Annotated in this window: 17 protein-coding genes and 2 pseudogenes; 14 read left to right on the top strand and 5 right to left on the bottom strand. The window is 41.3% G+C overall.

Features of this window, described 5'->3' with window-relative positions:
- The 4 genes and pseudogenes from LH47_RS15450 to LH47_RS12340 form a co-directional block, all read left to right on the top strand.
- Positions 1-145, top strand: a pseudogene (locus tag LH47_RS15450) (UPF0236 family protein); the annotation flags it as partial.
- A 274-nt stretch (positions 146-419) separates the two neighbouring features.
- A complete protein-coding gene (locus LH47_RS12330; protein WP_043967950.1) occupies positions 420-1,385 on the top strand; it encodes an energy-coupling factor ABC transporter permease in 966 nt (321 codons plus the stop codon).
- On the top strand, positions 1,382-2,119 hold the full coding sequence (cbiQ, locus tag LH47_RS12335; RefSeq protein ID WP_235341141.1) for a cobalt ECF transporter T component CbiQ: 738 nt from the start codon (positions 1,382-1,384) through the stop codon (positions 2,117-2,119). The genes LH47_RS12330 and cbiQ overlap by 4 nt, the downstream gene beginning before the upstream one ends.
- The gene (locus LH47_RS12340; protein ID WP_326939012.1) at positions 2,116-2,844 is read left to right on the top strand and encodes an energy-coupling factor ABC transporter ATP-binding protein; all 729 of its coding nucleotides are present in this window, start codon (positions 2,116-2,118) and stop codon (positions 2,842-2,844) included. The genes cbiQ and LH47_RS12340 overlap by 4 nt, the downstream gene beginning before the upstream one ends.
- A gap of 22 nt (positions 2,845-2,866) precedes the next feature.
- Here the strand turns inward: LH47_RS12340 and LH47_RS12345 are convergent, their stop codons facing one another.
- Complete coding sequence (locus LH47_RS12345) at positions 2,867-3,952, bottom strand: fatty acid desaturase family protein (RefSeq protein ID WP_043967971.1); 1,086 nt, start codon at positions 3,950-3,952, stop codon at positions 2,867-2,869.
- 240 nt (positions 3,953-4,192) lie between these two features.
- On the opposite strand from LH47_RS12345, the gene LH47_RS12350 reads away from it, so the two are divergent.
- The 4 genes from LH47_RS12350 to LH47_RS12365 all read left to right on the top strand — a co-directional run bounded on the left by LH47_RS12350 (position 4,193) and on the right by LH47_RS12365 (position 7,084).
- Positions 4,193-4,435, top strand: coding sequence for a DUF2584 domain-containing protein (locus LH47_RS12350; protein WP_043967955.1), 243 nt, complete (start codon positions 4,193-4,195; stop codon positions 4,433-4,435).
- Positions 4,436-4,534: 99 nt separating this feature from the next.
- Entirely contained in the window at positions 4,535-5,515 is a 981-nt protein-coding gene (locus tag LH47_RS12355; RefSeq protein WP_043967956.1) for an ABC transporter substrate-binding protein, read from the top strand.
- Positions 5,516-5,520: 5 nt separating this feature from the next.
- Complete coding sequence (locus LH47_RS12360; protein ID WP_043967958.1) at positions 5,521-6,291, top strand: ABC transporter ATP-binding protein; 771 nt, start codon at positions 5,521-5,523, stop codon at positions 6,289-6,291.
- On the top strand, positions 6,278-7,084 hold the full coding sequence (locus LH47_RS12365; protein ID WP_043967960.1) for an ABC transporter permease: 807 nt from the start codon (positions 6,278-6,280) through the stop codon (positions 7,082-7,084). Before LH47_RS12360 ends, LH47_RS12365 begins: the two co-directional genes overlap by 14 nt.
- A gap of 30 nt (positions 7,085-7,114) precedes the next feature.
- On the opposite strand, the gene ytkD is transcribed toward LH47_RS12365, so the two are convergent.
- The 3 genes from ytkD to LH47_RS12380 form a co-directional block, all read right to left on the bottom strand.
- Positions 7,115-7,588, bottom strand: coding sequence for an RNA deprotection pyrophosphohydrolase (ytkD, locus tag LH47_RS12370; protein WP_043967961.1), 474 nt, complete (start codon positions 7,586-7,588; stop codon positions 7,115-7,117).
- A gap of 63 nt (positions 7,589-7,651) precedes the next feature.
- Positions 7,652-7,960 carry a hypothetical protein gene (locus tag LH47_RS12375; RefSeq protein ID WP_021095550.1) on the bottom strand — a complete coding sequence of 103 codons (309 nt, stop codon included), beginning with the start codon at positions 7,958-7,960 and terminating at the stop codon, positions 7,652-7,654.
- Between the two features lie 129 nt (positions 7,961-8,089).
- A complete protein-coding gene (locus LH47_RS12380) occupies positions 8,090-8,527 on the bottom strand; it encodes a Dps family protein (RefSeq protein WP_043967963.1) in 438 nt (145 codons plus the stop codon).
- Positions 8,528-8,635: 108 nt separating this feature from the next.
- Here LH47_RS12380 and ytzI point away from each other — a divergent pair, with 108 nt between their 5' ends.
- Positions 8,636-8,776 (top strand): YtzI protein, encoded by a 141-nt coding sequence (gene ytzI, locus LH47_RS15455; RefSeq protein WP_084221329.1) that lies wholly within the window; start codon positions 8,636-8,638, stop codon positions 8,774-8,776.
- Between the two features lie 18 nt (positions 8,777-8,794).
- On the opposite strand, the gene LH47_RS12385 is transcribed toward ytzI, so the two are convergent.
- Positions 8,795-9,268, bottom strand: coding sequence for an S-ribosylhomocysteine lyase (locus LH47_RS12385; protein ID WP_043967964.1), 474 nt, complete (start codon positions 9,266-9,268; stop codon positions 8,795-8,797).
- Positions 9,269-9,397: 129 nt separating this feature from the next.
- Between LH47_RS12385 and yidD the strand changes: the two genes are divergently transcribed.
- The 5 genes and pseudogenes from yidD to LH47_RS12410 all read left to right on the top strand — a co-directional run.
- Positions 9,398-9,622: a membrane protein insertion efficiency factor YidD gene (gene yidD / locus LH47_RS12390; RefSeq protein WP_021095546.1), complete on the top strand. Its 225-nt coding sequence runs from the start codon at positions 9,398-9,400 to the stop codon at positions 9,620-9,622.
- Between the two features lie 77 nt (positions 9,623-9,699).
- Positions 9,700-10,881, top strand: coding sequence for a GTP-binding protein (locus tag LH47_RS12395; protein WP_043967967.1), 1,182 nt, complete (start codon positions 9,700-9,702; stop codon positions 10,879-10,881).
- Positions 10,882-10,970: 89 nt separating this feature from the next.
- Positions 10,971-11,978 (top strand): metal ABC transporter substrate-binding protein, encoded by a 1,008-nt coding sequence (locus tag LH47_RS12400; RefSeq protein WP_043967969.1) that lies wholly within the window; start codon positions 10,971-10,973, stop codon positions 11,976-11,978.
- 95 nt (positions 11,979-12,073) lie between these two features.
- Positions 12,074-13,402, top strand: coding sequence for a cytochrome ubiquinol oxidase subunit I (locus tag LH47_RS12405; protein WP_035063431.1), 1,329 nt, complete (start codon positions 12,074-12,076; stop codon positions 13,400-13,402).
- Between the two features lie 14 nt (positions 13,403-13,416).
- A pseudogene (locus LH47_RS12410) lies at positions 13,417-13,986 on the top strand (cytochrome d ubiquinol oxidase subunit II); the annotation flags it as partial.
- Positions 13,987-14,282 lie beyond the last annotated feature (296 nt).

Raw genomic sequence — 14,282 nt, forward strand, 5'->3', positions numbered from 1 at the left:
GTCCAAGCGGGTTGAACAGGCCAAACGGAAGGCAGGACGGTTGTGGGCAGATGTGGTGCGTCAGAATCTACCGTGTCTGCAGCGGTCATCCGGGACGCCGATCCATCAAGCGTTGTCGGCGCTTCGGGATTTTGGTTGGGTGTAAAAAAATGGAATACAATATCATCACTTCAAGATGAGGGATGAGAGTCCAAAAGCGCTTACGATATCAATTCCTGAAAATGGTTCGCTAACTAGTGATTGACAACACCCGTAGTGAACCGAAAAAATGTTCTCCACAAAGTCTTGACTGACTCAAATAAAAATGGTGTTTATGACGAAAAGACGAAAAATTATATAATAAGCAAACTGAAAGAAAAAATGAAATAGCTTTCCATGACATATCTCCCCTATAATAAGGTGTAAGGGGGGATATTTTTATGCATATGGCAGATGCACTTATTTCACCTGCAGTAGGAATTGCGATGTGGGGGGCTACGGCGGGTGTAGCAAGCTACTCATTAAAAAAAATAAACATGGAAGCAGATGAAAAAAAACTGCCGCTGATGGGGGTGCTTGGAGCATTTGTATTTGCAGCGCAAATGATTAACTTTGCGATTCCTGGTACAGGGTCGAGCGGACATTTGGGTGGCGGATTGTTACTTGCCGCTTTGCTAGGGCCTTATGCGGCGTTTTTGACGTTAGCCGTCGTTTTATTTATTCAGGCACTCTTTTTTGCAGATGGGGGACTGTTAGCATTCGGATGCAACGTGTTCAATCTCGGCTTTTACACATGTTTTATCGCATATCCACTTTACAGACGACTCATTCGCCGAACAAACATCTGGTTTGCTTCCATCATCGCTGCCGTCGTTGGATTGCAACTCGGAGCATTTAGCGTTGTCGTTCAAACGTTGTTATCCGAAAAAGTCGAATTACCATTTACTACGTTCGCTTTATTTATGCAACCGATTCATTTGGCGATTGGTATTGTAGAAGGAATAGCTACAGCGGCTGTCATCTCATTTGTGATGAAAGCAAAGCCAGAACTTTCAACAACAACAAATACACCGACAAATCGTCTCATCGGGACACTCGGTTTGCTTGCGCTTCTCATCGGTGGTATTTTTTCATCCATCGCTTCGTCCAAACCAGATGGATTAGAATGGTCTATTTTTCGCACTGCAGGTACGGAGGAACTACATGCAACAACAACACTCCACACCACACTAGAACGTCTCCAACAATCGCTCGCTTTGTTGCCTGATTACAATTTGAAAAATGGAGGCGCTTCGATCGGGTGGTTAGACATCGGGACAAGCGTTTCTGGCATCGTCGGTGTATTTATCGTTACAATAGCACTGTTCGTACCATACATGATGAAAAAATGGAGAAAAGAAACGTGATTGATGTACATGTGTCAAATATGAAAGAGCGACGACATGATGTTCATCCGTTAAGCATGCTCATTATAACGTTTACATACATTTTCGTCGTCGCTTCGTTTCACACATATGCGTTTATTGAACTCGTTCCATTATCGGTTTATCCGATCACAATGATCGTTTTTTATCGTCTTTCTATTCGCCATATCAAACGCGTACTGCTCGCTTCTCTACCATTTATTACAGTTATAGGGGCTTCACAGCTCTTTTTCATTCATGAACACGTATCGTTTTTTCATTGGCGTATAGAAGCAGGATGGCTCGTGTTTGCCACTTTGCTTGTAAAAAACACGCTTGCCGTTCTTGCAGCAACAGTGTTGTTTTTGACGACACCGATCGAGCAACTTGCAGGTGCGCTCCTTTCGTTGCGTATTCCTCGTTTGCTCGTTATACAATTACTTTTGACACATCGATATATTTTTTTACTTTTAGAGGAAGCAAAACGACTTCGTCAAGCGTATATGTTGCGTGCATCACAACATCGCGCGATCCAATTATCCGTTTGGGGATCGCTCGTTGGACATTTGTTGCTGCGAACATTTGAACGTGCCGAGCGCGTGTATGAAGCGATGACATTGCGCGGGTTTTCTATTCAACGTATGCATATAAAAATAGAACGATGGACAACAAAAGAGAGAATTTACACGTACGTCACAGTTATATTGTTCATCGTTTATCGTTTGGTGGTCATATGATGATAAACGTATCGAATATTTGTTACACATACCCAGATAGTCATGAAGCCATTCGTGAGGTTTCTTTTTCCGTTCAACAAGGAGAATGCATCGGCATCATTGGAGCAAACGGTGCAGGAAAATCAACGTTATTAAAACTGCTCGTCGGTTTATATATGCCGCAAAGCGGACATATCGTCATCGATAATATGCACATGTCGAAACAAACGTTACGACATATTCGTCGCATCGTTGGCTTTACATTTCAACAAGCAGATGATCAATTATTTATGCCAACCGTTTACGATGACGTCGCGTTTGCGCTTCGAAATAAAGGAATGAACGAAAATGAAGTGGAGCAACGAGTAATAAACGCTTTAACGCTTGTCGGTGCGATTCATGTCAAAGACCGCCCACCTTATCGTTTGTCAGAAGGAGAAAAGCGGCTCGTCACCTTAGCAACTGTGCTTGCGATGGAACCAAAAATATTGCTGATGGACGAGCCGACGGCAGCGTTAGATCCGAGAGCAAGACGAACGCTCATTCATCTCGTTCAATCGTTATCACATACAAAAATCATAACAACGCACGATCTCGACTTTGTACTTGAATGTTGCGAGCGAACAATTGTACTCGCAAACGGAACGATCGCATATGACGGTCCAACAGAAACTGTATTAACGAACGAACCGTTTTTACACGAACATCATTTAGAACTTCCCCTTATGTTGCAAGGGAAAAAATAAAGCGCGGCTCATTGGCCGCGCTTTATTTTTGCTTCACCATTTTTTGTTTGACTACACTATTTTCTTTCGTTTTGTACGAAAGATTATCTATATTTAGTCCGTTTCCGAGCGTTCCGTATACATATCCTTCGCGAGGCTCGATGAGTTCTGTTTGTTCATAATAGAGCCGTGGCGTTTTCCATAACGCAATTAACGCTTTTGTCATCGGCATTTCATGATATCGTTCCGGCCATAGTTGTTTAATATATTGTTTGACGAGCGGGTAATATTTTGAACTCATCGCTGGGAATAAGTGATGTTCTGTATGGTGTGAAAAGTTGAAATGCAACACATCTACCCACTTTGGAACGATGACCGTTAAGCTATTAGCTAGCGGATCGTTAACTGGAACGAGCGGATTTAAACGATGGTTCGTTGAAATATATCCCATAACGATCGCATTTCCAATGAGCAAAGGAATAACGAACGCAAAGAGCCATTTTTCCACTCCGATCATCAGCAATAACCCAACCCATACCGACCATGGCAATACAAACTGCCAAAATACTGCGCGACGACTTCCTTTTTCAAACTCCTTCCAAAAATGAAGAAGCATATGAAGCGAATGAATGGTAAACATCCCTGCTAAAGACAAAAACGAAAAAGCCGCACGAATCGGAAACGGAATGCGATAAATCCAACGGAGGAAACGACTTTGAGCTAAACGTTTTATCGTCGGCCACGCATCGGGATCAAGTTCCTCATGTTGTGTATGCACATGATGTGTCGCGTTATGCCACTTTCGCCATAACTTCGGACCTGTGCAAAGCGGTAAAAATGCGATGCCACCTAATAAATCACGAAGCCACGCCCGTTTGACTACCGTCCCATGCAAAATTTCATGCCCTAAAAACCCTAATCCAGCAAAACAAAATCCAATAACAACTGAAAGCAATCCGTTCCATAACCAATGGAGGTCAAATAAAGAAATCGTTACAATGCTGCTCACTAAAACGAGCATGTAAGCAAGGCCACCAAACAGACGAGACGGAACGGGACGGAACGCTTCCTCAGGCAAATACGGGGCAATGCGAGCCGCGTACCACCCGAATGAATGAAATTGTTTCATGTAAAAAAAAACTCCCCTCATACGTAAAAACTTCACTTCAAAAAGAAATGAATATTCAAACATTTCCCTTTAAAGCTTATTGCCATCGTATCATTTATATTCTTGTCCTGTCAACAACATTTGTTACCTGATCATATTATTTATTTATATTATTTAGTATCAATATGAATGCAGTTGTACAATAGCGATAAATGTGTTTCAATGGAAGTAAACATACCAAATCAATTTGGGGTGAAACAGATGGGGATGCCGTTAGAGATACAAACGATGATCGTCACAAATGGAAAAGAAAAACGAATGGAACACAACTTATTTGTATTACAAAAAGAAGGTTATCGCTTATATCCACTTGACGTGCCGTTAGAAGTAAGACGAACAAAACACGGAGAAGCAACAGGACAAGCTGTCGTCAAAAAACTCGTCCTTGAAAACAGAACAACGATCGTTACATATGAATTAATTGCTTTGCACTCCATTAATTAAACCGTCGAGCAATGTGCTCGTCGGTTTTCTTTTTAGGTCATTCACACATTTTTATTAGGCGCATACGATAAAGCAAACGAAACGAAAGAGGGGAAAACAATGCGAAAATGGGGGTTTTTGCTCGTTGCTTTTATGTTTTTGCTTTCAGCATGCTCATCTCATGATGTAAAAACGTTACGCGTTGCGGAAGTGACTCGTTCTATTTTTTATGCACCTCAGTACGTCGCAATTGAAAAAGGTTTTTTTGCTGAAGAAGGGCTTCATATTGAACTAAATACGACGTGGGGCGGCGATAAAACGATGACGACGCTTTTATCGAACGGAGCGGATATCGCGCTCGTCGGTTCGGAAACGTCTATTTATGTGTATAGTCAAGGAGCCATTGATCCTGTCATCAACTTTGCGCAATTAACACAAACGGACGGAACATTTTTAGTTTCGCGCGAACCGATCGCTAACTTCACGTGGGATCAACTGAAAGAAAGTACATTTTTAGGTCAAAGAAAAGGCGGCATGCCGCAAATGGTCGGAGAGTACGTTTTAAAACAACATGGAATTGATCCACATAAAGACTTAAACCTCATTCAAAACATTGAGTTTGCTAATATCGCCAATGCATTTGCGAGCGGAACAGGCGATTTCGTCCAACTATTTGAACCGACTGCTAGCATTTTTGAACAAGAAGGAAAAGGATATATTGTTGCTTCCTTTGGAACGGAATCCGGCCATCTCCCGTACACAACGTTTATGGCAAAACAAAGTTTTATTGAGAAAAATAAAGATGTTATTGAAAAATTTACACGCGCTCTTTATAAAGCCCAACAATGGGTGCAAACACACGAGGCAAAAGAAATCGCAACAGTCATTCAACCGTACTTTGAAAATACAGATATCGCTCTTATTGAAAAAGTCGTCGATCGCTATAAAAAACAAGGCTCCTATGCAACAGACCCTATTTTAGATGAAGAAGAATGGAACCATCTTCAAAACATCATGAAAGAAGCAAATGAGTTGCCATCGTACATTGATCACTCGATTTTAGTGAATACATCGTTTGCCGAAAACGCACAAAAGAGGTGAACACCATGCCCATTTTAACGATTGATCAAGTGATGCATGCCTACGTCACAAACCAATCGGCTGTCTTGGCGCTTAATCATCTATCGCTAACTGTCGAGAGGGGAGAATTTCTCTCCTTTCTCGGCCCAAGCGGTTGTGGAAAAACGACGCTTCTTTCCATTATCGCTGGACTAATCGAGCCGACGAAAGGACGTGTGCTTATCGAAGGAAAAGAAGCAAAAACGATGCGCCAAACGATTGGGTATATGCTACAACACGATTATTTGTTTCCGTGGAAAACAATTGAACAAAACGTCACAATCGGATTAAAACTGACAGGCAAATATAGCGAGAAAACGAGAAAACAAACGCTCGCCCTTTTACATCAAATTGGTCTACGCGACGTTGATGATCGCTATCCTTATGAATTATCAGGAGGGATGCGTCAGCGCGCTGCACTCGTTCGCACCTTGGCAACCGACCCGAAAATTTTATTGTTGGATGAACCGTTTTCAGCACTTGATTACCAAACAAAGCTTAAACTAGAGGATCTCGTATGGGAGACGTTAAAGCAATATCGGAAAACAGCGCTTCTCGTCACGCACGACATCGGTGAAGCAATTGCCATGAGCGATCGCATCGTTTTATTTACAGCAAAACCAGGAAAAATTAAGCGAGTTGTTTCCGTTCCCGATTCATTAAAAGCGTGTACACCGTTTCAAGCCCGCCAACACCCAGATTTTTCACCGATTTTTCAAATGATTTGGAAGGAGTTAGAGAGCATTGAACAAACATGAATGGTTGCAACGTATATACGATCAACATATAGCATATGAAAAACGCGAAAAACGAATCGTTCGTTTTTTTCAAACGATCATTGTCATTGCCTTCTTTAGCCTATGGGAAATCGCAAGCCGTTTTCATTGGATTGATCCTCTTTTATTTAGCTCACCGTCTTCCATTTGGCATTTATTCATCACGAAAGTGCGCGATCACACATTGTTTTCACATACAACTATCACATTAACAGAAACCGTACTCGGTTTTATTGTTGGCACGATCGCAGGCATTTGTTTCGCTGCGCTACTTTGGTGGTTTCCACGCGTATCCAAAATTGTTGATCCATATTTAGTGATTTTAAATGCCATGCCAAAGGTGGCACTTGGACCGATTCTCATTGTAGCGCTCGGGCCGAATATGACGTCGATCGTCGCGATGGGAGCAATCATTTCCATCATTATTACGACGATTGTCGTTTACACATCGTTTAAAGAAGTAGATGCCAACTATATCAAAGTGCTTCAAACATTCGGTGCAACGAAACGACAATGGTTCACAGAAGCCATCTTACCCGCTTCCTTTCCGACAATGATTTCAACGTTAAAAGTGAACGTCGGTCTATCTTGGGTCGGTGTCATTGTCGGGGAATTTCTTGTTTCGAAACAAGGTCTCGGTTATATGATTATTTACGGATTCCAAGTGTTTAACTTTACGCTCGTTTTGTTAAGTTTGCTTATGATTGCGTTACTTTCAAGCATCATGTATCAACTTGTCAGTTGGTTTGAAAAAAAGCTAATCAAACGTGCATAGCCCCACATGAAAAGAAAAGGCGGTGGGGCTTTAAACCATTTCCCACCGCTCTAACTGTTGTTTCGTATATGTCCATACGCCATCCTTCATAATAAAACTAAATCGTCCATCTTTCGCTATGTCATCTGGCATATGCTCAATGAGCACAGGACCATTTGTTTCGAAATACGACTCCCTTTGTTCCAAAGATTCAACATGAGCAAAATAAATATTTTTTACAATCGTTTCATTCGGACGTTTGACTTCATACTGCCCGATGTACATGATCTTTTGAACAATTCCTCCTGTTTCTTCCCTTACTTCACGAACCGCTGCCTGTTCCGCCGTCTCTCCCTCTTCTACTTTACCCCCCGGGAATTCCCAGCCTCGTACAGCGTGATTAGTCAATAACCAACGACCGTTGTACCGACAAATAACAAGGACATGTTTCGGGTGTCGTGAAAAAGGATGGTCAGAAAAAGAAAGTCGAACGTCGTATCCGTAGTCATCTTGAAATACAATCATCGCCGTCTACCCTCAACTGCATGTTTTCTTCATTGTACCACACAATCAAATGGCGGACAGCTTTTATGACTGTATGACTCCCATCGTTTCAATTTGTTGTCTCGCTTCTTCATCTCCAAGCTCATAAATGAGTTCGTACACTTTTTTTATCGCATGATCATACCCATCATTCGGACGGTCATAATGATATTGCACATATGGCACATGTGCGCGCCAAAACGATTGCCAATCGGATGAATACATTTCATCAAAATACTCTCGTAATTGAATAATTTCTTCATCTGTCGCTTCAATTCGAAATTCCCACGGCGAAGCAGTTTTTACCTGTGAAATTTCACCGCGTGCCACCGACACATAATACGTTTTTTTCATCGCCCCACCTCTTTTCCATTCATTACGGTTAGTGTGAGTCGATCCATTTGTTTTCATGCAAAAAAAGCATAGGACAATCCCCTATTACCTTTAAAGTGATGGAACAAGAAAAAGGCGGGGAATCCCGCCTTATCCAAGAAACGATTTTAACATCCACACATGTTTTTCTAAACTTTGATGAATGCCTAAAAGCATATCTCCAGTCGTTTCATCATTAATTTCCCCAGCGTAGTTCATACCGTCTTTCAACTCTTCAATCATCGTTTCAAAATCGCGCACGATTTCTGCCACCATTTCTTCAGCTGTTTCATTTCCTTTTGCTTCATGTACAGACGCTACCGCTAAATACTCTTTCATCGTCGCTAACGGCTTTCCACCTAGCGCCAATAAACGCTCTGCTAATTCATCAATATGTAGCGCAGCTTCATTGTATAGTTCTTCAAATTTTGTATGCAACGTAAAAAATTGTGGACCTTTCACATACCAATGGTAGTTGTGCAGTTTAATATACAATACGTTCCAATTCGCAATTTGCTTGTTTACAATGCCAATTAATTTTTCCTTCATTTTCATTCCCTCCTCAAGTATAAACTTTCCCCTTCTTCATTGTAACAAACACAAAAAATTTTGGAAAATAATATGCTTTTACATTAATATAGAATATGGGGGGTGCATATGTTTCTCACTTTTATCATTTCCATCATCATCGTATTTGTCGTGCTCATCTTAAGCGTTTTAACGATTTCAAAAGCATACAAATACAAACATACTATCGATGAGTTGCCAACTGAAGAAAACAAAGGTTCAGACATGTGACGCCTGAACCTTTGTTTTTTAGCCAAACACTTTTTTCAATTCTTCTTTTGGTTGCGATAGCCAGTAGCGCATGAGTCGCTTTGCTCCTTCTAAATCATGCAACTTCGCTTGACCACACTCTTTTTCTGTTGCAGCTGGCACTTTTGTGACTGTTAGCGCCTCACTCATCGTTGCCTCTAGCAAGTCAATAATTTCTTCAACGGTTGGCGTGCCGCTAACGACTAGATAATAGCCTGTTTGACATCCCATTGGCGAAATATCAATGATATCAAAATGGTCATATTTTTCGGCGTGCTTACGAATGTGCACCGCTAGCAAATGCTCGAGCGTATGAATCGCTGCAGGCTGCATTGCTTCTTTGTTAGGCTGACAAAAACGAATATCAAATTTATTCACAACACCGTCGCTGCCAACTTTGTGAACGCCGCAATGGCGAACGTACGGTGCTTTGACCGCACAATGATCAAGCTCAAAACTTTCTACTGAAGGCATACCTCTCACCTCTTTTTCAATTGTTACGTTTTTATCATACACAAAAGTCCGACTTTTTTCATCTTTTTTTGTTGGAATGACTTCATTCAACTATGTTAAAATAAGCAAAAATAGGGGTAGGTGTATGATATGAAACATATGCTCATTTTACTTATTCGTTTTTACCAACGGTTCATTTCCCCTTTAAAACCGCCGACGTGCCGCTTTTATCCGACTTGTTCACATTACGGATTAGAAGCCATTCGCCGTTTCGGTGCACTGAAAGGTGGCTATTTAACGATTAAACGTATTTTAAAATGCCATCCTCTTCATCCTGGTGGATTTGATCCTGTCCCAGAGAAAGAGCAAAAATAGTTGTTCTTTCTCTTTTTTTTCGATATGATAGACTTTGTAAATCGTAATAATTACGTTTTGAGAAAGGAGAAACCTATATGAAAGTTCCTGTAACCGTATTAAGCGGATATTTAGGTTCTGGAAAAACGACATTGCTTAATCATATTTTAAACAATCGTGAAGGATTAAAAATTGCTGTTATCGTCAACGACATGAGCGAGGTGAATATCGATGCTGAGCTCATTAAACAAGGCGGATTTTCACGCACAGAAGAAAAGCTTGTACAAATTCAAAACGGCTGTATTTGTTGTACGTTACGAGAAGATTTAATGAAAGAAGTCGAAAAACTTGTTAACGCTGGAGACATTGATTACATCGTCATCGAATCATCCGGCATTAGCGAACCGATTCCTGTCGCTCAAACGTTTACGTACATCGATGAGGAGTTTGGCATTGACTTAACGTCAATATGTCGATTAGATACGATGGTTACCGTCGTGGATGCCAATCGTTTTTGGCATGATTTCTCGTCCGGTGAAACGTTATTAGATCGCAAACAGGCGGTCGATGAAACAGATACGCGTGAAGTTGTCGATTTACTAATTGATCAAATTGAATTTGCGAACGTGCTTATTTTAAATAAAATCGACTGCATTTCTCAAGAAGATGCAGACGAGCTAGAAGCACTCCTTCGTAAATTAAATCCAGAAGCAAAAATCATTCGGACAACATACGGAAAAGTGGCGCTTCATGACATTTTAAACACTCGTTTATTTGATTTCGAAAAAGCGAGTCAATCAGCTGGATGGATCAAAGAACTAAATGAAGAGCATACACCAGAAACAGAGGAATACGGAATTTCTTCTTTCGTATATCGCCGCCGTCGCCCATTTCATCCAGAAAGGCTTATGCGTTGGCTCGAACAATGGCCAGTTGAAATCGTTCGCGCTAAAGGCTTCTTCTGGCTTGCTTCCCGCAACAATATGTGCGGACTGCTTTCACAAGCTGGACCGTCCATTATGATTCAAGGGGCTGGGGAATGGATTGCAACATATCCTCCACATGAAAGGGAACAAATTTTGCAAGAAGAACATGAATTGCGTGCAAAATGGGACGATACATACGGCGATCGCATGACAGAGCTCGTATTGATCGGCATTGGTATGGATGAACAAATGATCGTTTCTTCTCTTGATGCATGTTTATTAACAGACGAAGAAATGAAACAAGATTGGTCTACTTTTGTTGATCCACTTCCACCATTTACAAGTGCATCATAGTTTTCAAATCGTAATGATTACGATATAATAAACTAGGAGAAAAAGGATGTTTTCATAAACATTCTTCTTTTTTGAGAGGAGGAAAAAATATGAAATTACGTGCGATGTTAACTATTATACTTGCAAGCACACTCACATTATTTGGTTGCAATCAAAAGGACAATGCAACTCCATCAACCAGCAAAGAAACAGACGGTCAACTTATCATTTATACAACGGTGTACCCGCTTCAAGACTTTACCGAAAAAATTGGTGGCGAGCACGTTCGTGTCGAAAGTGTATACCCTCCTGGCGTCGATGCACACACATATGAACCAACAGCAAAAACGATGCAACAAATTGCTGATGCGCACGCTCTCATTTACATCGGTGAAGGAATGGAAGGATTTGTCGATCGTATGAGCAAAACGCTAAAAAATGAGCGTGTGAAGTTCGTACAAGCAACAGAAAATATACAAGCGCTTCTGATCAATCATAATCATGAAGAAGAATATGCCCATGAAGACGAACATGCTCATGAAGATGAACATGCTCATGAAGACGAACATGCTCATGAAGATGAACATGTTCACGGAGATATCGATCCGCACGTCTGGTTAGATCCGATTTATTCCATTCAAATGGCCGAAACGATTAAACAAACGTTAACAGAACTTAAACCTGAAGCGAAAGACGATTTTGAACAAAACTTCACTTCGTTAAAACAGCAGCTTGAACAACTCGATCAACAATTTCAACAATTGATGAAAGAGGCAAAAAGAAAAGATATTCTTGTTTCTCACGCGGCATACGGCTATTGGGAGAAACGATACGGCTTAAAACAAATAAGCGTGACTGGACTATCACCGACAAATGAGCCGTCACAAAAACAGCTTACTTCTATAATAAAAAAAGCAAAAGAGCACGACATACAGTATATCTTTTTTGAACAAAATGTTACATCAAAAATTGCTGAAGTCGTAAAAAATGAAATTGGAGCGGATGTACTCATTCTTCACAACTTAGAAGCGCGCACAAATGATGATATCGCAAACAACAAAGATTACTTTGCGATCATGAATGACAATATATCCGCATTAAAAAAAGCATTACAATAAGCGATCGTTACGGTCGCTTATTTTTTTGCATATTTTTTCCCTTTTCAAATCAAACTATGAAACGACAATGTATGGAAAGGGATGAACATTTCGGTATGGATCACGTATTAACAGCAAGAACGTTATTTGGCACAACGATGGCGTTTCATATTATTTTTGCGACGCTTGGAGTCGGTATTCCGCTCATGATTTTATTGGCGGAGCTACTATATCAAAAAACGAAAGACAATGACTATGCCCTTATGGCAAATCGTTGGACAAAAGCGCTCGCTATTTTGCTTGGCGTAGCGATTCCGTCTGGTACTATCGCAGGAGTACAACTTTCACTTTTATGGCCAGGCTTTATGGAAGTGGTCGGTAAAGTGATGGCGTTGCCGTTTCAAATCGAGATTTATGCGTTTTTCGTCGAAGCTTTATTTTTATCTATTTACGTATACGCAGCTGACCGCATTTCTCCAACGATGCGCATCATCAGCTTGACGCTTGTTGCCATCGGAGCAGCCGCTTCTGCCATTTTAATTACGAACGTTCACGCTTTTGAAGGAACACCGACAGGCTTTCGTATCGAAAATGGGCAAATTGTTGACGTCAATCCGTGGGAAGCATTTTTTAATCCAAGCTTTGCCGTCACAGCAACACACGTCGTTTTGTCAGCGTATATGACAGGTGCGTTTACGATCGCTTCAATCGCAGCATATCACATGTTGAAAAATAGACACCATGAACGCATCCAACTTTTTCATAAAAAAGCGCTCATGCTCGGTTTAACAGTTGGCGGGGTATTTTCTTTACTAACAGCCATAAACGGTCACGAATCGGCTCAACTTCTTCATGAATATCAACCAGAAAAATTAGCTGCCGCTGAAGGATTGTTTGAAACACAGTCGCACGCCCCGCTCGTCATCGGCGGTTTTACAGATCGCGAAACACAAACAGTCAAATGGGGAATTGAAATTCCATGGTTGCTTAGCTTTTTAGCAGGCAATCGTTTCGATACCGTCGTTGTCGGGTTAAATGATTTTCCAGAAGAATGGTGGCCGCCGCTGTTTGTCCATACACTTTTTAATGCAATGGTCGGAATTGGCATGTTTCTTCTCCTTCTTTCGATTGTCGGATTCGTTTGGCATCGCATAAGAAAACAACACATATTTCCGAACTGGTTTATGTGGACGGTTGTTACTGCTGGACCGCTCGCTCTTCTCGGCATTGAATTTGGCTGGATTTTTGCTTGCACAGGGAGACAGCCTTGGGTCATTTATCGCATGATGACAACGGCAGAAGCTGTAACACAATCAACAAATTTAGGAACGCTTTTTCTTTTGTTTACGTCCATTTACGTATTTTTACTCATCGCGGTCGTGCTCGTCTTGCGCTCGTATTTCCGCCGCCATCCGATTGAACAACATTTATCTACGCACATGTAGAAAGGAGCAAGATGATGACAGATGAATTAATTGCCATTTCAATTTTATGGGGATTTATTTTTATTTACGCGGTCATGGCGACAATGGACTTTGGAGCAGGGTTTTGGTCAATGGTATATATCAATCGCCCACAAACGAAAGCAACGAAAATCGCAAACCGATATTTGTCGCCGACATGGGAAGTGACAAACGTCTTTATCGTTGCCATCGTCGTGGCGCTCGTCAGCTTCTTTCCTGGAGCAACGTTTATGCTTGGAACCATTTTACTTATACCGGGAAGCATTATTTTACTTTTGCTTACTGTACGTAGTGCGTTCCTCGTCTTTTCGCACGTTGCTCCTAAATATGAAAAAGTGCTCGTTTACATTTCTGGCATAAGCGGTTTGCTTATTCCAGCGTTTTTAATTAGCGTCTTGCCAATTACACATGGATCTTTTGTTGAAACAATGAATGGTGTCAGTCGTCTCCGGCTTGATCGCTTATTTACAAGCCCACATGAATATGCATTTATCGCTTTTGCGATTACAAGTACACTCTTTCTTTCGTCGCTTTTATTAGCAGACTACTCAAATGAAGCAAATGAAAGTGTGAGTAAAATATTTGTGGGTGACATTCAGGAATGATTCCCCGACGAGGGTTGCGAACTTTTGTTCGCGACGCTCGTCGGGGCCACCAAGCGAAGCGCGGTAGAAAAAAGCAAATGTCATGCAAAAAGGACTCTCTCCCTGCTATGATGGTGATGACCAACATCAATAAAACAGGAGGGAGAGAGTCCATGAAACATTTTACCACAGAATGGCCTTTATTAAAAGAGCTGGAGGAACAATTAGTCAGAACTCTTCAAAAGGTGTTCGCTGTCTTGTTGGCGGCCCTTTTGGAG

This window comes from Anoxybacillus thermarum (genome assembly GCF_000836725.1).
GTDB lineage: Bacteria > Bacillota > Bacilli > Bacillales > Anoxybacillaceae > Anoxybacillus > Anoxybacillus thermarum.